General features: G+C 36.5%; 19 protein-coding genes. 10 read left to right on the forward strand and 9 right to left on the reverse strand.

What is annotated here, in order from left to right:
• The first annotated feature begins 6 nt into the window (after positions 1–6).
• From SOM16_RS14400 to fabG, 7 genes are all read left to right on the forward strand, one after another.
• Positions 7–387 carry a septal ring lytic transglycosylase RlpA family protein gene (locus SOM16_RS14400; protein ID WP_320464695.1) on the forward strand — a complete coding sequence of 127 codons (381 nt, stop codon included), beginning with the start codon at positions 7–9 and terminating at the stop codon, positions 385–387.
• Positions 388–832: 445 nt separating this feature from the next.
• Positions 833–1,804: a ribonucleoside-diphosphate reductase small subunit gene (locus SOM16_RS14405; protein WP_320464696.1), complete on the forward strand. Its 972-nt coding sequence runs from the start codon at positions 833–835 to the stop codon at positions 1,802–1,804.
• Between the two features lie 137 nt (positions 1,805–1,941).
• Positions 1,942–4,326, forward strand: coding sequence for a ribonucleoside-diphosphate reductase subunit alpha (locus tag SOM16_RS14410; RefSeq protein WP_320464697.1), 2,385 nt, complete (start codon positions 1,942–1,944; stop codon positions 4,324–4,326).
• Between the two features lie 189 nt (positions 4,327–4,515).
• The gene (locus SOM16_RS14415) at positions 4,516–4,737 is read left to right on the forward strand and encodes a cysteine-rich CWC family protein (RefSeq protein WP_320464836.1); all 222 of its coding nucleotides are present in this window, start codon (positions 4,516–4,518) and stop codon (positions 4,735–4,737) included.
• A 370-nt stretch (positions 4,738–5,107) separates the two neighbouring features.
• Positions 5,108–5,983 (forward strand): carbon-nitrogen hydrolase, encoded by an 876-nt coding sequence (locus SOM16_RS14420; RefSeq protein WP_320464698.1) that lies wholly within the window; start codon positions 5,108–5,110, stop codon positions 5,981–5,983.
• Positions 5,984–6,106: 123 nt separating this feature from the next.
• The gene (locus SOM16_RS14425) at positions 6,107–7,183 is read left to right on the forward strand and encodes an agmatine deiminase family protein (RefSeq protein ID WP_320464699.1); all 1,077 of its coding nucleotides are present in this window, start codon (positions 6,107–6,109) and stop codon (positions 7,181–7,183) included.
• A 112-nt stretch (positions 7,184–7,295) separates the two neighbouring features.
• Positions 7,296–8,039 (forward strand): 3-oxoacyl-[acyl-carrier-protein] reductase, encoded by a 744-nt coding sequence (gene fabG / locus SOM16_RS14430; RefSeq protein ID WP_320464700.1) that lies wholly within the window; start codon positions 7,296–7,298, stop codon positions 8,037–8,039.
• 114 nt (positions 8,040–8,153) lie between these two features.
• Here the strand turns inward: fabG and SOM16_RS14435 are convergent, their stop codons facing one another.
• Positions 8,154–8,810 (reverse strand): L,D-transpeptidase family protein, encoded by a 657-nt coding sequence (locus SOM16_RS14435; protein ID WP_320464701.1) that lies wholly within the window; start codon positions 8,808–8,810, stop codon positions 8,154–8,156.
• A 1,066-nt stretch (positions 8,811–9,876) separates the two neighbouring features.
• On the opposite strand from SOM16_RS14435, the gene SOM16_RS14440 reads away from it, so the two are divergent.
• Entirely contained in the window at positions 9,877–11,961 is a 2,085-nt protein-coding gene (locus SOM16_RS14440; RefSeq protein WP_320464702.1) for a hypothetical protein, read from the forward strand.
• Positions 11,948–12,568: a trimeric intracellular cation channel family protein gene (locus SOM16_RS14445; RefSeq protein ID WP_320464703.1), complete on the forward strand. Its 621-nt coding sequence runs from the start codon at positions 11,948–11,950 to the stop codon at positions 12,566–12,568. Before SOM16_RS14440 ends, SOM16_RS14445 begins: the two co-directional genes overlap by 14 nt.
• Positions 12,569–12,635: 67 nt before the next feature.
• On the opposite strand, the gene SOM16_RS14450 is transcribed toward SOM16_RS14445, so the two are convergent.
• The 8 genes from SOM16_RS14450 to SOM16_RS14485 all read right to left on the reverse strand — a co-directional run bounded on the left by SOM16_RS14450 (position 12,636) and on the right by SOM16_RS14485 (position 20,431).
• Entirely contained in the window at positions 12,636–12,935 is a 300-nt protein-coding gene (locus tag SOM16_RS14450) for an FtsB family cell division protein (RefSeq protein WP_320464704.1), read from the reverse strand.
• A 166-nt stretch (positions 12,936–13,101) separates the two neighbouring features.
• A complete protein-coding gene (gene eno, locus SOM16_RS14455) occupies positions 13,102–14,397 on the reverse strand; it encodes a phosphopyruvate hydratase (RefSeq protein ID WP_154278738.1) in 1,296 nt (431 codons plus the stop codon).
• 400 nt (positions 14,398–14,797) lie between these two features.
• Positions 14,798–15,604, reverse strand: a complete 807-nt coding sequence (locus SOM16_RS14460; RefSeq protein ID WP_320464705.1) for an alpha/beta hydrolase — start codon at positions 15,602–15,604, stop codon at positions 14,798–14,800.
• A gap of 121 nt (positions 15,605–15,725) precedes the next feature.
• On the reverse strand, positions 15,726–16,085 hold the full coding sequence (locus SOM16_RS14465; protein ID WP_320464706.1) for a hypothetical protein: 360 nt from the start codon (positions 16,083–16,085) through the stop codon (positions 15,726–15,728).
• Between the two features lie 20 nt (positions 16,086–16,105).
• On the reverse strand, positions 16,106–17,512 hold the full coding sequence (dacB, locus tag SOM16_RS14470) for a D-alanyl-D-alanine carboxypeptidase/D-alanyl-D-alanine endopeptidase (protein ID WP_320464707.1): 1,407 nt from the start codon (positions 17,510–17,512) through the stop codon (positions 16,106–16,108).
• 7 nt (positions 17,513–17,519) lie between these two features.
• Positions 17,520–18,653, reverse strand: a complete 1,134-nt coding sequence (locus tag SOM16_RS14475; RefSeq protein WP_320464708.1) for an ATP-binding protein — start codon at positions 18,651–18,653, stop codon at positions 17,520–17,522.
• A 128-nt stretch (positions 18,654–18,781) separates the two neighbouring features.
• Entirely contained in the window at positions 18,782–19,384 is a 603-nt protein-coding gene (locus SOM16_RS14480) for a CDP-alcohol phosphatidyltransferase family protein (RefSeq protein WP_320464709.1), read from the reverse strand.
• Positions 19,385–19,438: 54 nt separating this feature from the next.
• Complete coding sequence (locus SOM16_RS14485; RefSeq protein ID WP_320464710.1) at positions 19,439–20,431, reverse strand: aspartate-semialdehyde dehydrogenase; 993 nt, start codon at positions 20,429–20,431, stop codon at positions 19,439–19,441.
• Between the two features lie 48 nt (positions 20,432–20,479).
• Between SOM16_RS14485 and SOM16_RS14490 the strand changes: the two genes are divergently transcribed.
• Positions 20,480–23,086, forward strand: a complete 2,607-nt coding sequence (locus tag SOM16_RS14490; RefSeq protein ID WP_320464711.1) for a lamin tail domain-containing protein — start codon at positions 20,480–20,482, stop codon at positions 23,084–23,086.
• The last annotated feature ends 55 nt before the right edge of the window (positions 23,087–23,141 follow it).

Below are 23,141 nucleotides of genomic sequence, written 5' to 3' on the forward strand. Positions count from 1 at the left end.
TAGCCTATGAAGTATTTTCTGATATTAAGTTTTTGTCTCGTTTTTACACAAGTTAAAGCACAGCAATCTGGCCCCTCAAATCAACCAGATAACATTGAAAAAACAGTTCTCGCTACTTATTATCACAGGAAATTCGAAGGTCGGCGCACCAGCAGCGGTGTAAAATACAGGGCCAAACAATTAACCGCCGCACACCGTACATTACCCATGGGAACCCTGATTACAGTAACCAATCCCGACAATGGGAAATCAGTCATAGTAAAGGTTAATGATCGAGGCCCATTCTCTAAAAAACTAGCTATAGATTTATCAGAAAGTGCTGCTAAACAGATTGGTATCTATCGCAGAGGCATCGCCTCCGTAAACTTAAGTTACACCCTAGAATAAAACGCCGTTTTGCCTCTTTTAGTAGTATAAATTTAAGTTATTAACACTCATTTTTGTTTACTAAACCCTTGAAATTAAACAATTAGCTTTTTTTTCGCCCGAAAATGATATTTAGCTGATACGTTTACTAACGAAAATCGAAGTGATGTTAACAACTTTGATTCACAAAACAAGCCCTCCGTATCTATATTTGTTGCTACAAAGTTCTTTAATTTCTTGCACTTGAAAACAAATATAAAAGCTTAGTTTTTAGTAATTTATAGGTATATCTCTCTGATTACAAATTTAAATTCCCCTAGCTAAAACCTCAGTTGTTTGTCAGGTAAAAGGGTTAACACTTTCACAACAGCGTTTTGATAAAAGACATTACAACCACCATATAAAATTGGCGGATGCAGGTCTCCGTCGACGATGAATAAATGAGTAAAAAAATAAAGTATCAGCTATGGAACAGGAATTATTGCTACAAGAAAATAAAGATAGGTTTGTGCTTTTGCCGATTAAATATCCGGCAATCTGGGAAATGTATAAAAAAACCGAAGCCAGTTTTTGGACTGCAGAAGAGATTGATCTTTCTGACGACCAAAAACACTGGGATAACTTAAATGATGGAGAAAGACATTTTATTTCTCACATTCTTGCTTTCTTTTCTGCTAGTGATGGTATTGTAAATGAAAACCTTGCAGTAAACTTCATGAGTGAGGTTCAATTGCCTGAGGCACGTTGTTTTTATGGTTTCCAGATTATGATGGAAAATATTCACGCTGAAACCTATGCGTTACTAATTGATACATATATTAAAGATCCTGAAGAAAAAGATCGCTTGTTCCATGCTATTGATACTGTTCCTGCAGTAAAGAGAAAAGCAGAATGGGCACTTCGCTGGATTGAAAACGGAACCTTTGCAGAGCGTTTAGTGGCCTTTGCAGCTGTTGAAGGTATTTTCTTTAGTGGAAGTTTTTGTTCTATCTTCTGGTTAAAAAAACGCGGTTTAATGCCAGGATTAACTTTCAGTAATGAGCTGATTTCAAGAGATGAAGGCTCTCACTGTGAATTTGCTTGTTTGCTTTACAGTATGTTAAGCAACAAATTAAGCGAAGAACAAGTTCACGGCATCATCAGCGATGCAGTAGAAATTGAAAAAGAATTTATTACAGAGGCTTTACCAGTTGCATTGATTGGAATGAATGCAAAATTAATGAGTCAGTATATTGAATTCGTAGCCGATAGATGGTTACAGGAATTAGGTTATGCGAAGATTTACAACGCAACAAATCCATTCGATTTTATGGAGATGATCTCCTTGCAGGGAAAAACTAACTTCTTCGAGAAACGCGTGGGCGATTATCAGAAAAGTGGCGTGTTAACTTCAGCTGATAATAATAAACAAGCGTTTTCATTAGATGAAGACTTTTAAGGTTGAAGGCTGAAAGGCTTAAGGTCTTGATACCTGATACCCATACCCGATACTATAAAATAAACAAGAATTATTAAAGCGATAAACAGGTTTTAATACTAAAACCCGCTACCAGATACTAAAAAATCTCATAAAATATGTTCGTACTAAAAAGAGATGGCCGCAAAGAGCCGGTGCAATTTGATAAAATCACAGCTCGTATCCAGAAGTTGTGCTACAGTCTGAATTCAGATCTTGTAGATCCAATTGATGTTGCAAAAAAGGTAATTGAAGGTTTGTATGATGGTGTAACCACATCAGAGTTGGATAACCTTGCTGCTGAAACAGCTGCATCGTTAACTACAAAACATCCTGATTATGCTTTGTTAGCATCCCGCATTGCGGTTTCTAACTTGCACAAAAACACGACGAAATCATTCTCGGGTACAATGAAAATGTTGTACGAGTATTTTGATCCAAAAGCACAAAAAGCAGCGCCACTAATTGCTGACGACGTTTTCGAAATTATTGAGAAAAATAAAGATATTTTAGATAGCTCTATTATTTACGATCGTGATTTTGGTTTCGACTATTTCGGTTTTAAAACTTTAGAAAAATCTTACTTGTTAAAAGTGAACGGACAGATTGTGGAGCGTCCACAGCATTTGTTTATGCGTGTATCTGTTGGTATTCACAAAGAGGATATTGAAAGTGCAATCAAAACCTATAACTTGATGAGTGAACGTTGGTTTACACATGCTACGCCAACATTATTTAATGCAGCAACACCGAAACCACAAATGTCATCATGTTTCTTGTTAAGCATGCAAGATGATAGCATTGATGGAATTTACGACACGTTAAAACAAACTGCAAAAATCTCACAAAGCGCTGGTGGAATTGGTCTAAGCATTCACAACATCCGTGCAACTGGTTCTTACATTGGTGGAACGAATGGTACTAGTAACGGAATTATCCCAATGTTGCGCGTATTTAATGATACTGCGCGTTATGTAGATCAGGGTGGGGGTAAACGTAAAGGTGCTTTCGCAATCTATTTAGAGCCTTGGCATGCAGATGTTTTCGAATTCCTAGATTTACGTAAAAATCACGGTAAAGAAGAAATGCGTGCACGTGATTTATTTTACGCGCTTTGGATAAACGATTTGTTTATGCAACGGGTTAAAGATAATGGCGAATGGACATTATTCTGTCCACATGAAGCTCCAGGTTTAGCGGATTGTTTCGGAGCAGAATTTGAAGCCTTATATGCTAAATACGAAGCCGAAGGCCGTGGTAGAAAGACCATTAAAGCACAAGAACTTTGGTTTGCAATCCTAGATTCGCAAATTGAAACGGGTACACCTTATATGTTGTTCAAAGATGCAGCGAATAGCAAATCTAACCAACAGAACTTAGGAACCATTAAAAGTTCTAACTTGTGTACTGAGATTATTGAATATACCTCTAAGGATGAGGTTGCGGTTTGTAACTTGGCATCATTGGCATTACCTCGTTTCGTAATCAATGGTCAGTTTGACCATGATAAATTATACGACGTAACCTATCAGGCTACTTTAAACCTGAATAAGATTATCGATCATAATTATTATCCAGTTATTGAAGCAGAAAATTCAAACATGCGTCACCGTCCGGTTGGATTAGGGGTGCAAGGTTTAGCTGATGCTTTTATTCTATTGCGTTTACCTTTCGAAAGTGATGAGGCAAAACGTTTAAACAAAGATATTTTCGAAACGATTTATTTCGCATCGATGACTGCTTCTCACGATTTAGCAGTGAAAAATGGTCCTTATCAAACTTTCAAAGGTTCTCCATTATCTAAAGGTCAGTTCCAGTTTGATTTATGGAATGTAACTCCTGATAGTGGAAGATGGAATTGGGACGAATTACGTGAGAAAGTGGTAAAAGATGGTGTTTATAATTCATTATTAGTTGCGCCAATGCCAACTGCATCTACCTCACAGATTTTAGGTAACAATGAATGTTTTGAGCCATACACATCAAATATTTATACCAGACGTGTGCTGAGTGGAGAATTTGTGGTGGTAAATAAACACCTATTGAAAGATTTAGTAGCGTTAGGTTTATGGAATAACGATATGAAAAATCAAATCATATTGGCTAATGGTTCTATCCAGGCCATTCCATCAATTCCAGATTACATCAAAGAATTGTATAAAACGGTTTGGGAAATTAAAATGCGTAATATCATTGATATGGCTGCCGATCGTGGTGCATATATCTGCCAGTCGCAATCTTTAAATCTTTTTGTAAATGCGCCTAACACTTCAAAATTAACTTCAATGCACTTCTATGCATGGGAGAAAGGATTGAAAACAGGTATGTACTATTTACGTACGCAGGCAGCATCGCAAGCGGTTAAATTTACAGTAGAAAACCAGGGTGGTAAAGCCATTGAAGCGGTAATTCCAGCAGAAATGAGTCAGGACCAGGTTGCAGAAGAAATCGTTGACGGACCAGTTTGTTCAATGGAAGAAGGCTGCATTAGCTGTTCAGGTTAAGGTAGAGGGCCAGAAGGCGGAAGGTTTAGGCCTCCGTCGTTTACATATTCAAAATTAAGTAAGGTTTTGGGCAAACGCTCAAAACCTTATTTTTTGTTCATATTTTTGCTTTTAGTTAATCAGTTTATTAGCCAATGGTTCATTCGTTGCCAAGGCGCCAAACAAGATGAACTAATGACCATTGAAGCAATGAACAACACCTTAAAACATAGCAAACACGAGATCATTCCCTGCGAAAGATGTGGAACGGCTATTGAATGCAAGGCGAATTCTTACACTAAGTGCCAATGTAGCGTGGTTCAGCTCAGCATTAACGAAGTTCAATATATCTCAGAATTGTATGATGGTTGCTTGTGTGCCAAGTGTTTATTCGAATTACAGCAAGAATATCGGGAAGAGATCGGGGCATAAACCAGCTTACGAAATGTAGCAGACCTCCAGGGAAGGAAAACTCCATCAATTAGAATTAAATTTTTATGCGACTCTGCAACCACAGATAGCAGCACATATCTTTCCTATCTAAACGGGATAGCAGTGGCAGCCTATTGCGCTCATCTTAGGCCTATCAAGCATAGCAATAGCTATAACGCATAGCCCGGCAAACCTCAACAAGAACCACTGCCTATGCTTTTCTGAAAAACAATTACATTATTATGCCGTTCTACTTTTAAACAAAATAGTAACTTTGACTAAAATTTTGAATGAATGAATTTTGAATGAGTGAATGAAGCATAAGCGAAACATTCTATCATTCTATCATTCACTAACTCATTTTACACACATGAAGAAAGTAAACGTTGGCTTGGTACAGATGAGTTGTACTAAAGATAAGCAGGAAAATTTAGACAAGGCTATTGCTAAAGTTAGAGAAGCAGCTGCAAAAGGTGCGCAAATTGTGTGTTTGCAGGAGCTTTTTACTTCTCTTTATTTTTGCGATGTGGAAGATTACGATAACTTTGATTTAGCAGAAGCTATTCCTGGTCCATCAACAGATGCTTTGCAGGTTGTAGCGAAGGAGCTTGGTGTGGTGATTATTGCATCTCTGTTTGAAAAACGTGCTGAAGGTTTATATCATAATACCACGGCCGTTTTAGATGCTGATGGTTCGTATTTAGGGAAATATCGCAAAATGCATATTCCTGATGATCCTGCGTATTACGAGAAATTCTATTTCACACCTGGCGATTTAGGTTATAAAGTTTTTGAAACCAAATTCGCAAAAATCGGAATTTTAATTTGCTGGGATCAATGGTATCCGGAAGCATCTCGTATCACTGCTCTGATGGGTGCTGATATCATGTTCTATCCAACTGCTATTGGCTGGGATACCACGCAAGATGAAGAAACAAATCAAGATCAATACAATGCCTGGCAAACCATCCAACGTTCTCACGCTGTAGCAAATGGAGTACCTGTAGTAAGTGTAAACAGAGTTGGTTTTGAGCAAGACGGTCGAATGAAATTCTGGGGCGGAAGTTTTGCAACAAATGCACAAGGGAAATTACTTTATTTAGCGTCTCATGATCAGGAGGAAACTCAAGTAGTGGCCTTAGACCTTGATCAAAGCGATTTCATGCGTAAACATTGGCCATTTCTAAGAGACAGAAGAATCGACTCTTATCAGCCAATTACTAAAAGATATATTGACGGGGATTAAGCAAAAAGGTTAAAGAGTAAAGCTTAAAGCGAAACCATAAATAGGTGTCATCCTGAGCCTGTCGAAGAACCTAACATTTCGACAAGATCAATGCGACATCTGTAAATTTAAAGATTACACCAAATGTCAAATTTCCCTCCAAAAAAAAAGTTAAATATCAATCAATTCGATTATTCACCGAAAAAACAAGGTTATTCATTTCCGGCTGAATGGGCAAAACATGAAGCTACCTGGTTAAGTTGGCCGCATAAGGAAGCGAGTTGGCCGGGGAAAATAGCATCAATATATGAGCCTTACTGCCGGTTTATTAAGGTTGTTGCTGAAGGTGAAAAGGTTCGCATTAATGTGAAAGATGAAGAAATGAAAGCTTTTGCTGTTGCTGAACTAACAAAGGTAGGTGCAGACTTAAATCAGATTGAATTCTATTTTAATGAAACCAATGATGCATGGTGTCGCGACCATGGACCTGCATTTTTACTGAAAGGAGCTGAAAAAGCAGTAGTAGATTGGGGTTACAATGCCTGGGGTGGAAAATACCCTCCATTTGATTTGGACGATGTGGTGCCAACAAAAATTGCCAAACATTTTAACTTACCATTATTCAATCCTGATATTGTGATGGAAGGTGGTTCGGTTGAGTTTAATGGTGCCGGAACGGTTCTAACTACAACAGCTTGTTTGCTAAATGAAAATAGAAATCCACATCTCACTAAAGAACAGATTGAAAAATACCTGCTGGAGTATTATGGGCAAGAGCAGGTGTTGTGGCTTGGTGATGGAATCGTTGGTGATGATACCGATGGTCACATTGATGATATTACCCGTTTTGTAAATGAGGATACCGTTTTAACGGTTGTGGAAAGCAATCCATTAGATGAAAACTATATTTTATTGCAGGAGAATTTAGAGGCCCTGAAAGCAATGAAATTGAAAGATGGTCGATCACTGAATATTGTAGAACTGCCAATGCCCTCGCCTGTGATTTTTGAAGATACCCGTTTGCCAGCATCTTATGCAAACTTTTACATTGCGAACGCTGCTGTAATTGTTCCGGTTTTTGATGATGTAAATGATCAGAAAGCTTTAGATATTATCCAAGGCTGTTTTAAGGATAGAAAGGTTATCGGGATCAATTCTGTTGATATTATTTGGGGATTGGGAAGTTTTCATTGTTTAAGTCAGCAGGAACCGGCTCTTTAAGTCATTAGTCTTAAGTCGAAAGTCATTAGTCAGTTTCGTTTTAAGTATTAACTTTACAACAGTTTAAATTTTTATACATTATATAAAAGTCTCCACAGGGGATTTAGGGGTTATGAAATTACTAGAAGGAAAAACAGCATTAATTACCGGTGCATCGAAAGGTATTGGGCGTAAAATAGCTGAAAAATTTGCTGAGCAAGGTGCAAATGTTGCTTTTACATACTTATCATCGGTAGAAAAAGGAGAGGCTTTAGAGCAGGAGTTACAAAGCTTCGGCACAAAGATTAAAGGTTATCGTTCTGATGCCTCGAAGTTCGATCAGGCGGAGCAATTGATCGCTGATATTGTCGCCGAATTTGGAAATATTGATATCGTTGTTAATAATGCCGGAATTACTAAAGACGGTTTATTGATGCGTATGAGTGAAGAAAATTGGGATGATGTAATCAATATTAACCTGAAATCTATCTTCAATGTAACCAAAGCGGCTTCTAAAGTAATGATGAAAGCCCGTAAAGGTGTTTTTATTAATATGAGTTCTGTTGTTGGTGTTACAGGTAATGCCGGACAGGCAAATTATGCGGCCTCTAAGGCTGGCATTATTGGCTTTACCAAATCAGTTGCTAAAGAATTAGGGTCCAGAAATATCCGCGCTAATGTAGTGGCCCCAGGTTTTATTCGTACAGAAATGACTGAAGTTTTAGATCCTGCAGTAGTTGCCGGATGGGAAAAAGATATTCCATTAAAACGTGCTGGTGAAACGGAAGATATTGCTAATGTTTGCGTGTTTTTAGCTTCAGATATGAGTGCTTATGTAACAGGCCAAACCTTGTCGGTTTGCGGCGGAATGCTGTAATTTAAGCTTAAAGAGCAAAGGATAAAGATTAAGGGGTAGGATTTACTTTCTCAAATCTTCGTATTAAAAGGTATAAGATGGGCTTTTTAGCCTAAATCTTATGCCTTTTAATTTTTACTTCAAAATATATTTCCTATTAACTTCATTCATATTCAATTGCTTTTTATTCTTCTCGAAAGCTAAGTACCCTGGTTGTAGTGTTTTCCAGAAAGTAGATTGTGCAGGAAACTGATTAACATACTTCTTCATATTTAATTCAGTCATTTTAAAAGGATAGATGTATACTGGAATTCTTTCCTGACCAGAATTTTTAGCTTCTATAGCTAAAATATATAGCTCTTTAATTTTATCGTCTGTTAATGGAATGCAACCAACGGTTACACAATTTCCATGGATGTAAATATCACTCCCAGGTTTTCGATCGCTTCCTGTTCTTGCCAAATCAACTGTGTTTGGATAGTTCAATCCAAGTGATAAATGAAAACTACTCATTGGGTTAAAAACATTAATGTAATAAAAGCCTTCAGGCGTTTGCTTGTCGCCCTCTATTACCTTTGGACCCAACACTCCCGAATGTGCACAAAAATCGTAAGTTCTAAATAGTGAATAAGCTTTTTCAGTTCTTCGTTTCAACCAAACTTCTAGTTTCCCTTCTGATTTGTAAGCATTAATCAACATTGAAAATTCGTCGCTATAGCCTTGATTCCTTAAAAATTTGTTTAGACCAGTCCACTTTTCACTATAAGCTTGTGCCACTCTTTCGAATGACATCTGAGTTGCCTTGAAATTAGTTTGCGCATTAGCCATTATATTTGACAATAGGAGAAGAGATAAACAGATTGATTTCATAGGATTTGCTTGGGTTAAAGCTAAATATTTAATAGCAGATTTTGCCACGGAAGCCCAGCTTTACACGGAATCAAATTCTTTCTTTTCTGTGTTTCCGTGGCAACCAAATTTTGGACACTGTTTATATTAAATTTGGCACGGAAGCTCGGCTTTACACGGAATCAATTCCCTTTTTTCTGTGTTTTTGGTGTTTCTGTGGCAACCAAATTTTGGACACTGTTTATATTAAATTTGCCACGGAAGCACAGCTTTACACGGAATCAAATTCTTTCTTTTCTATGTTTTTCTTGTTTCCGGCGCACCTAAGTTTTGGACACTGTTTATAGTAATTTTGCCACGGAAGCACAACTTTAAACGGAATCAAGTTCCTCTTTTTCTGTGTTTTTCGTGTTTCCGTGGCAATTAAATTTTGGATACTATTGGTAGTAATTTTGCCACGGAAGCACGGATTTACACGGAATTAAATTCTTTCTTTTCTGTGTTTTTTGTGTTTCCGTGGCAACCAAATTTTGGACATTGTTTATAGTAATTTTCCACGGAAGCACAGCTTTACACGGAATCAGTTTTTTCTATTTCGTGTTTCAGTGGCAGCTAAATTTTGGACACTGTTTATATTAAATTTGCCACGGAAGCACAGCTTTACACGGAATCAAATTCTTTCTTTTCTGTGTTTTTCGTGTTTCCGTGGTAATTAAATTTTGGATACTATTGGTAGTAATTTTGCCACGGAAGCACGGCTTTACACGGAATCAAATTCCTTCTTTTCTGTGTCTTTCGCGTTTCCGTGGCAACTCAATTTTGGATCTGATTATAGTAAATTGGTACGGAAGCACGGCTTTACACGGAATTAAATTCTTTCTTTTCTGTGTTTTTCGTATTTCTGCGGCAACCGAATTGCCTGCAATTTGCTTCCCTTAACTTTTCCTTTCTTTGCGTAAATTCTTTGTGTCCTTTGCGGTTAATAACAAAATTAGCATCTTTATAAAATATGAATGGCTTTTTTGCTGGTACTTCTATTTTATATTTCATGGGTTGCCTTGCGTTGGGTGTTTTATATGCCTGGCTGCTTTATCAAGGAAGTAGAAACCTTAATAAAAAGCTTCAATATGGTTTGACTGCGATAAGGGTAATTGCTGTTGCAGCGATTGCATGGCTATTATTTGCGCCATTAATTAAAACACTGAATTACACCTTAGATAAACCCATTGTTATTATCGGCCAGGATAATTCTCTTTCAGTAGGGCAGGTTAAAGCTGCTGGTTTCAATCAAAAGTTATATGAAGAAAACTTTAAAACTTTACAAGAAAAGTTATCAGATAAGTATGAAGTAAAAGTTTACAATTTCAGCGATTCTATAGCAGAAGGTTTCAACTTTAAAAATCAAGGAAAATTAACTGATGCTTCAAAGTTTTTTCAAAAAGTAAGGGACGAATATACCAATAGAAATGTCGGAGCAATAGTTTTTGCAACTGATGGAATTTTCAATCATGGCGGTAATCCGTTGTATAACATCAATCAAATTAATGCGCCAGTCTACACCATTGCGCTAGGAGATAGTATTCCTAAAAGGGATGTCCTGATTTCTAATGTAAATTATAACAATATCGTTTATCTTGACGACGATTTCACGATAGAATTTCAGGTTCAGGGCTTTCAAAGCGATCGGGAGAACACCACATTAACAGTAAGTCTGAATGGAGGTAAGGTTGCTCAGCAGCCAGTTGCGATTAAGGGAAATTCTTTTGTTAGAACTATTCCAGTTAAGCTGCATGCAGGTAAGATCGGGGTTCAAAAATATACCGTTCAACTTGCTGCTTTAGGGAATGAAATTACCACCCGAAACAATGTTCAGACATTTTATATCGAGGTAATCGATGGAAGGCAAAAAGTATTGTTGGCTGCTGCCTCACCACATCCGGATTTAAGTGTGCTGAAAGAAGCCATATCGGCTAATAAGCATTATGAAGCAAAGCTTGCGATAGCTGATGATTTAAATACTACTGATCCTTCAAAATATGATCTTATAATTTTGTACCAACTGCCAGATGTTCAAAACATATCAGGTACATTCTTGCAAAAATTATCCATTTTGAAGAAACCTGTCTGGTATATTTTAGGCGCACAGAGTGGGATAAATGCTTTTAATAAAATCCAAAATCAAGTAAGCCTAACTTCATCTGATGGTTCAGTTCAGGAGGTTTATCCTGAAATTGTGAGTGATTTTACGAGTTTTAACTTAACAGAAGAAGATCAAAAAATATTTTCTGCATTTGATCCTTTGCTTTCTCCGTTCGGAAGACTAACCGTAAATGCCACTGTGTCTCCTGTTTTTAATCAGCGCATCGGTAAAGTGAGTACGAAGCAACCGTTGTTGTTTTTTACAAATGAGAACGGCTTAAAGGCAGCTTACCTGATGGGTGAAGGACTTTGGCGCTGGAAACTTTCGGAAGCTAAGAATGATGTTAACCAATCCAGCATTGACGATTTGATTTCGAAGACAGTTCAATATCTTTCTGTAAAAGATGATAAACGAAGATTCAAAGTTTTTACATCAAAGTCTGCCTACGATGAAAATGAGGCCATACAATTTAATGCGACAATTTATAACGATAGTTATCAAGCTATAAATGAGCCTGAAGTTAATTTACAGATTAAAAATGAAGCAGGAAAAGTCTTCAATTATACTTTTTCGAAAATAAATAATGCTTATCAGCTTGATGCAGGAACCATGGCTGCTGGTAATTATTCTTACGTTTCCAATGCCTCACTTGGTGGGAAAACGTTTACCGCATCTGGAAGTTTCTATGTGAATAGCCTAATTGCAGAATTTCAACAAACCACTGCCAACCATCAACTGCTCAGTACAATTGCAAAACAGAGCAATGGCAAAGTCTTTATGCCAGCCGATTTACCTAAAATTGCCGACGAGATCCTGAAAAACGAGAATATTAAAACCATCAGTTATGAAGATCGAAAATATGATGAACTGATTAATATGAAGTGGTTATTTGGATTTATCCTGGTGCTATTAAGCATAGAGTGGTTTTTACGAAAACGCAATGGAGAATTATAATATTTCAACCTCAGAAATTATAGAGGTTATAGGAACTATTGCCTTTGCAATATCGGGAACATTTAATGCAATGCAGCGTAAGCTCGATCCATTTGGTGTGTTAATTATTGCATTTGTTACGGCCATTGGAGGAGGTACAGTTCGAGATTTGCTCATTGGTGATACACCAGTTGCCTGGATGAGGGATATGCAAACTTGTCTGATTATCCTATTTACGGCGCTGGCAACCATGTTTTTCAAAACACACGTCCAAAAAATGAAAATCACACTATTTTTATTTGATAGTTTGGGCCTTGGATTATTCACCATGGTGGGAATACTGAAAGGAATTACATTTGGTTTAAATCCGGGGATTTGTATTGCGCTTGGCACAATTACAGGCTGTTTCGGTGGGATTATCAGAGATACCTTACTGAATACTATACCATTGGTATTTCGTAGGGAGATTTATGCTACAGCTTGTATTGCAGGTGGTTTGCTTTACTTTCTATTGATCTATATGAATGTAGAAAGCGTAGTGGCCAAGCTTTCAGTTGTAGCTTTCATCTTTATGCTCCGTATCATAGCTGTCAAGTTTAAACTATCGCTCCCGAAATTCGAATACTGAAGGTGAGATCACTTAATCAACGCCATTTATCTTGAAATCCCAATTCTGAAATGCCTTAATTTTTCGTCTAATCTTTCTTTTCCTCATGAATAATCACAAAAACATCTTCATTGTCTTTTTTCATGAAGTATTTTTCACGGGCAAACTTTTCAGCAGTATTCAGATTGGTATTTAATTCATTTAGATCTTTCTTAACCTGGGCGGTTTCTTTCTCAAAATATTCTTTTTCTTCTTGCAATTTGTTCGCCTGGCTGCGGTATTCGTATTGCGACATCATATCGTTTTTATCGAAAAACAGCATCCACATGGCAAAGGCAACGGCTGCCAGGAAATATTTATTGCGGAAAAGGTCTATTAAACGTTTCATAGTTCGAAATGAGTATGGGAGATTTATGATTGAGGCATTGCACAAATCAACTGAACAAATATAGTATAAAAACAAAAACTTCCGAAGATTTAAATCTCCGGAAGTTTTGCATATTAATTTTTCAATCTCTTAATAATAGTGAAAGGTTTAAACCGATCGCTATTGATTATTTTTTAGCGTATTTGAATTTCGAACCAATGAAACGAGCATTCTCGCCTAACTCTTCTTCAATACGTAATAATTGATTGTATTTCGCAATCCTGTCTGAACGAGATGCTGAACCAGTTTTAATCTGACCACAGTTTAAAGCAACCGCTAAATCTGCAATCGTAACATCTTCAGTTTCGCCAGAACGGTGACTCATTACCGAAGTATAACCACTGTTTTGAGCTAAAGTAACTGCATTAATAGTTTCTGTTAAAGATCCAATTTGGTTAACTTTTACCAAGATAGAGTTAGCAGTATCTTCATCAATACCACGTTGTAAACGCGTAACATTAGTAACAAATAAATCATCACCAACCAATTGAACATGGTCACCAATTTTATCTGTTAGGCTTTTCCAGCCTGTCCAGTCATTTTCATCCATACCATCTTCAATAGAAATGATTGGATATTTTGCAGAAAGGTCAGCTAAATATTGCGCTTGTTCTTCGCTGGAGCGAATCACGCCAGTAGCACCTTCAAATTTCGTGTAATCGTATTTTCCATCTTTGTAGAACTCAGAAGAAGCACAATCTAAAGCTAAACAAATCTGAGAACCTGGTTGGTAACCAGCAGTTTCAATCGCTTTTAACACAGTTTCAATTGCATCCTCTGTACCGTCGAAAGTTGGTGCAAAACCACCTTCATCACCTACGGCAGTAGATAAGCCTCTATCATGAAGAATTTTTTTCAAGCTATGGAAAACTTCAGTTCCCCAACGTAAAGCTTCAGAGAAAGAAGGCGCACCAACTGGCATGATCATAAATTCTTGAAATGCGATTGGCGCATCAGAGTGAGAACCACCATTGATGATATTCATCATTGGAATTGGTAAAGTGTTAGCATTTACACCACCAATATAACGGTATAAAGGTTGACCAATTTCGTCAGCAGCTGCTTTAGCAACAGCCAAAGAAACGCCTAAAATTGCATTAGCACCTAAGTTACCTTTGTTCTCAGTACCATCAAGTGCTAACATTAATTTATCAATTGCATTTTGTTCAAAAACATCAATACCTCTCAATGCATCAGCAATTTTAGTATTTACATTTTCTACCGCTTTCAAAACACCTTTACCCAGGTAGGTAGATTTATCACCATCACGTAATTCAACAGCCTCATATTGCCCGGTAGATGCACCGCTTGGTACAGCTGCACGGCCAAAAGCGCCTGCTTCTGTAACTACTTCAACTTCTACTGTTGGATTGCCTCTCGAATCGAGGATTTGTCTGGCATGGACATTAACGATTATGCTCATTTTTATTTGATTTTTTGTTGATTTTTTAACTGCTTAGTGTATAAAGTACAATTACTAAGCCTAAATCAAAGTTAGTATATTTTTTAAATAAATAAAGTGTTTTCAGGGTTAATGTTACGATCGGATTTTCGATGAATTAGCCGTGTTAAATTTATATTAATACCAGGTTTTGAAAGCAATTCAGCTTGGTATTCTGCAAATCAGTCCTGCTTTACGTTTCAACAAAAACAGAAAAAGCTTTTTGGTGTCTGCATCAATCAGGGTAAGATTAGCTGAAGCTGAAGTGCTTCTGAATAGCGATTTTTTAATCTATTAAATGAGTTGAAACAGAAAGCAATGAGTTAATTCACAGCTATATTTTATTATGATTGATTCCAATTAACCGTAAATGATAATAGAATCATTCAGCTATAAACTTATAAAACGATTCAAATTCCCGATGCCAGAACCATTCTGTATGTTTTCCGTCTTCCCTTTCAATGAAAACAATATTTTCATTCTTGTCATCAGGGTTTAATAGCTTATAAACTTTTGTAACATTATCTATCATTTCATTGCCTTCCTTATCTCCTGCAACAAAAAATACCTTCCTGCTTTTTAATGCAGATAATCGTTTTGCAACGTGATCATATATTTTCGGTGCAAGCCATAACGCCGGACTAAATATCCCTGCTGATCCGAAGATGGCTGGATATTCCGTAAGCATAAAAAGTGTAATTAGACCGCCCATAGAACTTCCGGCTATAGCGGTGTTATCAACATCGGGCAAGGTGCGATAGTGCTGATCTATAAAAGGCTTCAAAGTATCGACTATGAATGATGCGTAGGCTTTCCCTTCGCCTTTGCCATTTTCACTATCATAAGGATTATATTCTGTCAGGCGATCTTCTTCACCGTGATTAATGCCGATGATGATCATTTCTTGCAAACCTTCACGGATCAGGTTATCTACAGTCGTATCAACTGCCCATTCATCGTTTCTGGCAGGCTTTGCATGAAACAAATTCTGACCATCATGCATGTAAAGAACTGGATAACGCTTGTTCGAATCTTTGTAGCGCTTCGGTAGATAAATCCAAACCTGCCTGTATTTGTCAAGCTGTGGCATATAAAATCTTTCATCTACCACATGAACATGGTCACCAAACTGGTAATCAGGTTTTGGTTCTTTAAGATTGTCTTTCCAATTTTCAATTCTTATATCCATATCAAATCAACATCAGAAAAGATTATCCGGTTTTACAGATAGACAGTCATCTGTAATTAACTTGTTTAAAGCTACTAATACCCGTTATTAATGCGGTTGCACTCGTATTTCATTATCAGTTTTAAATTTGGGAAAAAACGAAATTCAGTCTTGTCAGTTCTGTTTTGATTTGTTTCATTCCAATAAGACCGCCAGACATGCCGCTTGATTGCTGAAAAACGTTTACAGTAAGTTCACTTTCTGAGGTTTGAGCCATGGTTACACTAAATTTATAGTAAGATACAAAAGCACCTAATAAAATCCTTTTGATTCTGCTACCTTTTTCCAAAACCAAATTCCCAAATTGCTGGTCAGTAACTTTATAACCTTGTATCTCAAAATAGTGGTTTATTTTTTCAGTCATTTCTGCTATAGAAATGTCTTTATATAAATTGGAGATCAAACCATCAACCGTTTGGATGTTCTTAATAAAATGTGGCATAGGGAAATTTTAGATAGTGGTTATTTCAGTTCATCGAGTACCTTAAACAATTTTTTATTAATTCCACTTCCACTGTAGTTGTTAATGTTGATTACAATAACAAATTTATCACCTGCAGTGTTGGTGTGGTATCCGGCAAATGCCGAAACATCATTTATAGTGCCACTTTTTATTTTCATCCCATTGTAGTTTGGCAAAGCTTTTTCAAAATCAGGGAACCAAGCTTCTTTTTGGATCTGAAATAATATATCTGCCATTGCTGATGTTGTAATTTTATTTCCAGGAGAAAGACCGCTCCCATCGATGATGTTTAATGCTGATTTATCTATGCCTTTACTTGCCCAGAAATTGATTTCTGTTTCTACACCTTTAGCAGTGGTGGCTGGTTTGCCAGACTTTAATGCCATAGTTTTTAATAAAGTTTCGCCATAGAGATTAACACTTTTTTTGAGAAACCAATAGGTAATTTCGCTTAAAGAAGGGGAGGTAATCGTGCTAATTTTCTGTGAAATAGCCGGGACAGATATTTTACTTAGTTCCATCAGCCTTGTAGTTGTAGGCTGTTGATTAGTCTCAATTCCTAATCTTTTCAATGTATCCTGTAAACGAAAGGCACAATCGAAAGCAGGATCTGGTAGCGCTACCGAAATACTGGATTTGCTAATCCCAATGCCCCAGCTGCCTCGCAAATAAGCTACTTTCGAATAGGGTGGGAGGAATGCATAACTTCTATCGCCAGTGCCTGATGCACCAGTTTTTAGTTCATTTTTAATTTGAATATAGGGCGTAATGGGTACTGTTTTAACCAGTGTTACATCTGCTGATGTACTAGATCCAGGACGCAAATGAATGTCGAACTGATTTTCTCTCCAAGCTAATCCGGAAGTTCCGGCGCCATAGTAATTTCCGATATCTTGCCATACCCAACCTTCGGGCGTAGTCTGTGTACCAAAAATACGATCATCACCAATAATTGCACCATCAATCTTTTTAATTCCTGCTGCTTTTATTGCGGCTACCCATTGTGATAGCACTGCATTTTCTTTATTTTGATAACGCCATGAACCTAATGTAGGATCTCCACTGCCTATTATTATGATGTTTCCTTTTAGTGTTCCATCAGCTGTAATATCTCCTGAATAACCTAACGTTGTCTGAAATTGAAAGTCTTTACCTAAAATACTAAATGCAGATGCTGCAGTAATTGTTTTTAGTGTAGATGCAGTCGCTAATCCAACCTGCTCGTTTTTTGCAAATAGTATTTTCCCCGTATTTGCATCTAATACACAAAGTGATGCCAGCGCATGTTTTGCCTGTTCATCTGCCAGAAGATTATTGAAAGCCTTTTCCAGATTTTGGATTTTGTTCTGGCTGAAACAATTAACGCAATAAAGGAGAGAATAAAAAATTAGTAAATACTTTTTCATATAAAGGCTAGTCAGTTTTAATTAAAAAATCGATATAATTTTTTTTATTGATCACGTTTGTTTGTACAGATTGATAAACGTTGGTAAAGGTTGTTGGAAATTTAACTTTCTTGTTTTCATTCCACTTAATTTCATACGCTGTCAAATTTCCATCTGATTCTTCAATCAAATCTATTTCCTGTTGTTGAAAGCTCCTCCAAAAGAAAAGTTTCGCATGTCTAGTTTTGTTATTATTTGATTTTATAAACTCAGAGATAATATAGTTTTCGAAAAGCTGACCTGTATCTTGCCTTAAACTTAGCGGACTAAAATTATGTATAACCGCATTACGTATCCCATTGTCGTAAAAATAAATTTTCTTTCCTTTTTTTACTTCATTTCTTAGGTTTTTGCTGTAGGCTCCTAATCTGAATACTACAAAGCATTGTTCCAATAAGTCAATGTATCTTTCTACCGTTAATTTATCAGCTTCTATCATTTGTCCAAGTTCGCTGTATGATATTTCATTTCCAATTTGCAGTGCTAAAGCTTGTACTAACTTTTCCAATTGAATTGGTTTCCTGATTCCGGAAAGGGCCAAAATATCTTTAAATAAATAGCTATTGCTTAGGTTTAACAAAAGTTCTTGTTCATCTCCGGGATAATTTATCGCATCAGGATAGCTTCCAAATATCAGTCTTTTCTCTAATGATTGTTCTTCGGTTAGAAAATCGGTATGCTGCACAAGCTCTCCAGTAGAAAACGGGAAAAGAAGATATTCAAACTTTCTACCCGTCAAGCTTTCTTTCGTTCCTGCAGCCAAATCTAAAGATGAAGAACCCGTAACTAAAAGCTGTACTTCAGGAAAGTTATCTACAATTAGCTTTAATGTTAAGCCGATATTTAAGACCCTTTGAGCCTCATCAATCAGAATGATTTTATGGGCGCCAATTATAGATTTTAAACGTTCAATGCTGATGTCCTCTAGAGTGGTGCGAACATTTGCTTCATCGCAATTAAGAAGAACAAAAGACTGCTCTATCTTCTTTGCTAGCTTTTTTAACATAGTAGTTTTGCCAACCTGTCTCGCACCAGTTATTATAATTGCTTTTCCCTTAAAGAATTTAGATGCTATGTAGTTTTCCAATAATCGTACAATCATATCTACCCATTTATTCAAAGATAACAATTATATATAATTTAGCTATTGTAATCACTAAATTATATATAAATTAGATATTATAATCACCGAATTATATATAATTCGGTGATTAGATCCTTTTGTATTAATCAGCCATTAAATAATTTGTTGCGTTTGATCTCTTTGCCTTGTCTTAACCTTATCGCATGGTAAATTGTAGGTACATCATTTGTCCATTTTTTTAAGATGAGTATAATTGCTAGAATTTCCAGTCTTGTTAATAGCCCAATCCAAAGGCAAAGTTCAAACAGTACCACAGATTTACAATGAACCATAATTTCAACTAAGGTTGCAAATAATATAAGCGTCCAGATTTTGGCGCCGATGGAATGCGTTGCGATTTCTTTTTTGAACTTGATATAACTTACCAGATAGATTAATGCTTCTGCACTGAATAAAACGATTAGTTTCATTAGATTGAGCTTGAAAAAATTGGGACACTGAATGTAAGTGGAAATGGCAACAGATATGAAAAATACCTGGTCGATACCTGAATCTAAGCGTCTGAGCTTTTCTGAAGAAATGTTTAATTTTCTTGCAATTATTCCATCAAAAACATCAGTTAATAAACCAATAGTTAATAAACTAATGGATAAAAAAGCATAATGATCAATATGTAAAACACTCAGGATAATGATTCCGAAGCCGATGAATAACCTGGAGTAGATTAAGATAAGAGGAATATTTTTCATTTTAGAGCGCGCATAAAAAAGCCCATGCTTTTGGCACGGGCTTAAATTTCATTTTTAAACTAATTCTTTTCGAATCAAATATTCTGCAATCTGAACAGCATTGGTTGCCGCACCTTTACGTAAGTTATCAGCAACAATCCAAAGATTTAAAGCTTTAGGAGCTGATTCATCTCTACGAATACGGCCTACAAAAACTTCGTCTTTTTCATGTGCATCTTTGGGCATAGGGTACTTCAAGTTTGCAACATCATCTACCACAATAATGCCTGGCGATTTTTCTAAAATGCTGCGAACCTCAGCTAGATCGAAATCATTTTCAAACTCAATATTTACAGATTCTGAGTGTCCTCCCATTACCGGGATACGAACAGTAGTTGCCGTAACTTTAATGGTATCATCGCTCATAATCTTATTGGTTTCTTTAACCATTTTCATCTCTTCCTTGGTATATCCATTATCCATGAACACATCTATATGTGGAAGAACGTTTAAATCTATTTCGTATGGATAAGCTTTTGGGCCATCAAGGATACCTTTACGCTCATTCATTAATTGTTCTACCGCTTTAACACCAGTTCCGGTAACGGATTGATAGGTGGAAACAACCACCCGTTTGATTTTATATTTATCGTGCAATGGTTTTAAAACCACTACCATTTGAATGGTAGAACAATTTGGATTAGCGATAATTTTATTATCAATAGAAAGCTCATGGGCATTTACCTCCGGAACGATCAATTTAATGGCAGGATCCATTCTCCAGGCTGAAGAATTATCGATAACAGTAGTGCCCGCTTCTTTAAAACGTGGTGCATGCTCTAATGAAGTATTTCCACCGGCAGAAAACAAAGCAATGTCTGGTCTCATGCCAATTGCAGTGTCCATGCTAACGATTGGAAACTTCTTACCCTTAAAAGTAATTTCCTTACCAACGCTCTTTTCTGATGCTACGGGAATTAACTCTGTTAAAGGGAAATTTCTTTCCTCCAATACTTTTAACATTACGGTTCCAACCAATCCGGTTGCACCTACAACTGCTACTTTCATTTTAAACTTTATTTATTATATTTATAAACATTTGATATAAGTCCAAATATGAAGAAAATTCTGCTTATATCCCTATTGTTATTGTGTAAAATTGCATTTTCTCAGGTTACCGAATCATTTTCAGATGGCGATTTCTCCCAAAATCCTTCCTGGAAAGGTAATGTAAGTGATTTTCAGGTTAATATTCAAAAACACCTTCAATCCAAAGGTCAGCGATTGGCGTCGCAAACAATTGCTTTAGCTACAGCTAATCAGCTCAGTGTAAATGCTAGCTGGGAGTTTTTGATGCAACTTAAATTTAACCCTACCTCAACCAATTTCGTCCGTATTTATTTAACTTCAGACAAAGAGGATTTGAAAGGAGCTCTAAATGGTTATTTTGTACAGATAGGTGAAACCGGTGCTACAGATGGATTTCATTTATATAGGCAAAGCGGAACAACAATCTCAAGAATTATCGCAGGACCCAAAAAAACACGACCAAAGGCTGGCCTAGTTTATGCAAAAGTTAAAGTAACCAGAGATGCTTCAGGCAAGTGGGAATTATTTACTGATATTTCCGGAGGAACGAATTTTAATCAGGAAGGCAGCGTTACTGATCGTACTTTTAATACATCGGCATTTGCTGGTGTTTTTTGTAAGTATGCAACTGCTTCCAGATACAATCAGTACTTTTTTGACGATTTTGTGGTTAAGGATCTTGTGCCTGATACCGTACCACCAGTTTTAAAAAGTATTTCGGTAGTGAATACAAACACATTAGAAGTAGCGTTTTCAGAACCTCTAGAACTGAATACTGCCAATTCTACGGCTAATTACGTACTATCAAATTCTTATGGGAATCCATCATCCATCGCTCCAACCGCACAAGAAAATGTTTATCGACTCACTTTTAAGAAAGATTTCGAATCTGGTTTATATAACCTAAACCTGAACAACATAAGCGATAAAAAAGGGAATGTAATTGCAGCAAATAGTAATCTAAGTTTTACTTATATTAAAAAATATATTGTGAAATATGGAGATGTTGTGATCAATGAAATTTTTGCAAACCCAGGTGGAAGTATTACCCTGCCTCATAAAGAATACGTTGAGATTTGGAATACGACGAATGAATACATTTTGACCGAGGGTTGGAAGTATACTGATCAAACATCTGTATGTACCTTTCCTGTAGATACCATAAAACCGAATCAATATATTATTTTAACTGCAAAAGCAGACGAAGCACTGCTTAAGCTTTATGGAAAAACTATTGGATTATTGCCCTGGCCAAGTCTAAATAATGACCAGGATATAATTACATTAAGCAATAATTCGGGTGAAATTATTGATAGAATAGCTTATGATGATAGTTGGTATAAAGATGAAGTAAAAAAGAAGGGTGGGTTTAGTTTAGAACTCATTGATCCTAAAAACATTTGTATGGGAATACAAAATTGGACAGCATCTGCAGCTGTTGCTGGTGGCACGCCGGGAATGCAGAACTCCGTGTATCAATCACAGTTAAATACTGAAGCGCTTAAAGTAATCAATGCAGAGGTGATTGATAGTGTAACCGTTCAGATTCAGTTTTCGAAAATTGTGGATCGTATTTCTGCAGTTGATGTTGCTAACTATTCGATAAATAATGGGTTTGGGAATCCGAAATTGGTTAGCATTCAGCCTGATTATACTAGTGTAACCCTTCATTTCCAATCTAACTTATCACAGGGTATAGAAAATGCATTAACCGTAAATAATGTTACCGATTGTGCCGGAAAAGTGATCGACGCTACGAAGAACACAGCAAAACTGTTTCTGCCAAAGAAACTAGAGAAAGGCGATATACTAATATCAGAAGTCTTATTTAATCCTAAGCCTGGAGGCGTCGATTTTGTGGAAGTTTTTAACCATAGTAACCAACGTTTAAATTTAAAAGAATTACAAATTGCAACTATAAATGCGGCAGGTGCTATTTCAAATATTACCCCGGTTTCGACCAAAAATATACTGATCTCTCCAAACACCTATTGGGTTTTAAGCACTAATGCTACTCAGGTCAAATTGAATTATTTTGCTCAAAACCCGGAAAATTTTGTGGAGTTAAAGTCAATGCCAGCTTACAATAATGATAAGGGGAGCGTAGTTATTTTAAGCAATAATGTGGTTATTGACAGATTCGATTATGTTCCAAAAATCCATCATCCTCTCATTCAAAATGAAGATGGAGTTTCTCTTGAACGTGTTTCTTTCGACGTGGCTGCAAATGAGCCCGGTAATTTTAAATCGGCAGCAGCCACAGTTGGTTTTGCCACACCTACTTATAAAAACTCTCAAGAATTAAGTGGTGATGAAAATTATGTCCGCGTTCTTTCCAAAACGTTTTCGCCTGATGGAGATAATTTTGAGGATTTAATGATGGTAGAATATCAGGTTGCGGCAAACGAAAGTTTAGCAACGGTTAATATTTATACTGATAAAGGTAGATTAATTAAGAAATTATTAAAAAATCAAACCATCGGAACAAACGGAACTTTAACCTGGGATGGTTTAGATGATAACGGACTAAAAGCCGCAATTGGAATTTATGTGGTCTTATTCGATGCTTTTGATTTAAAAGGAAATACGAAAAGATATAAGAATACCTGTGTATTGGCAGGGAAGTTAAATTAAAAAAGTCATCCTATTAATATAATGCAAGTGCAGATATTTATAGGATGACTTTTAC

Origin of the sequence: Pedobacter sp. CFBP9032, from assembly GCF_034045265.1 — a bacterium.
GTDB lineage: Bacteria > Bacteroidota > Bacteroidia > Sphingobacteriales > Sphingobacteriaceae > Pedobacter.

Excerpts from the sequence above, each read along its gene's own strand:
- dacB (WP_320464707.1), bottom strand. The coding sequence starts at position 17,512 with ATGAAAAAGTATTTACTAATTTTTTATTCTCTCCTTTATTGCGTTAAT.
- SOM16_RS14415 (WP_320464836.1), top strand. The coding sequence starts at position 4,516 with ATGAACAACACCTTAAAACATAGCAAACACGAGATCATTCCCTGCGAA.
- SOM16_RS14440 (WP_320464702.1), top strand. The coding sequence starts at position 9,877 with ATGAATGGCTTTTTTGCTGGTACTTCTATTTTATATTTCATGGGTTGC.
- SOM16_RS14435 (WP_320464701.1), bottom strand. The coding sequence starts at position 8,810 with ATGTCATTCGAAAGAGTGGCACAAGCTTATAGTGAAAAGTGGACTGGT.
- SOM16_RS14480 (WP_320464709.1), bottom strand. The coding sequence starts at position 19,384 with ATGAAAAATATTCCTCTTATCTTAATCTACTCCAGGTTATTCATCGGC.
- fabG (WP_320464700.1), top strand. The coding sequence starts at position 7,296 with ATGAAATTACTAGAAGGAAAAACAGCATTAATTACCGGTGCATCGAAA.
- SOM16_RS14410 (WP_320464697.1), top strand. The coding sequence starts at position 1,942 with ATGTTCGTACTAAAAAGAGATGGCCGCAAAGAGCCGGTGCAATTTGAT.
- SOM16_RS14450 (WP_320464704.1), bottom strand. The coding sequence starts at position 12,935 with ATGAAACGTTTAATAGACCTTTTCCGCAATAAATATTTCCTGGCAGCC.
- eno (WP_154278738.1), bottom strand. The coding sequence starts at position 14,397 with ATGAGCATAATCGTTAATGTCCATGCCAGACAAATCCTCGATTCGAGA.
- SOM16_RS14485 (WP_320464710.1), bottom strand. The coding sequence starts at position 20,431 with ATGAAAGTAGCAGTTGTAGGTGCAACCGGATTGGTTGGAACCGTAATG.
- SOM16_RS14490 (WP_320464711.1), top strand. The coding sequence starts at position 20,480 with ATGAAGAAAATTCTGCTTATATCCCTATTGTTATTGTGTAAAATTGCA.
- SOM16_RS14400 (WP_320464695.1), top strand. The coding sequence starts at position 7 with ATGAAGTATTTTCTGATATTAAGTTTTTGTCTCGTTTTTACACAAGTT.
- SOM16_RS14425 (WP_320464699.1), top strand. The coding sequence starts at position 6,107 with ATGTCAAATTTCCCTCCAAAAAAAAAGTTAAATATCAATCAATTCGAT.
- SOM16_RS14405 (WP_320464696.1), top strand. The coding sequence starts at position 833 with ATGGAACAGGAATTATTGCTACAAGAAAATAAAGATAGGTTTGTGCTT.
- SOM16_RS14465 (WP_320464706.1), bottom strand. The coding sequence starts at position 16,085 with ATGCCACATTTTATTAAGAACATCCAAACGGTTGATGGTTTGATCTCC.
- SOM16_RS14445 (WP_320464703.1), top strand. The coding sequence starts at position 11,948 with ATGGAGAATTATAATATTTCAACCTCAGAAATTATAGAGGTTATAGGA.
- SOM16_RS14420 (WP_320464698.1), top strand. The coding sequence starts at position 5,108 with ATGAAGAAAGTAAACGTTGGCTTGGTACAGATGAGTTGTACTAAAGAT.
- SOM16_RS14460 (WP_320464705.1), bottom strand. The coding sequence starts at position 15,604 with ATGGATATAAGAATTGAAAATTGGAAAGACAATCTTAAAGAACCAAAA.
- SOM16_RS14475 (WP_320464708.1), bottom strand. The coding sequence starts at position 18,653 with ATGATTGTACGATTATTGGAAAACTACATAGCATCTAAATTCTTTAAG.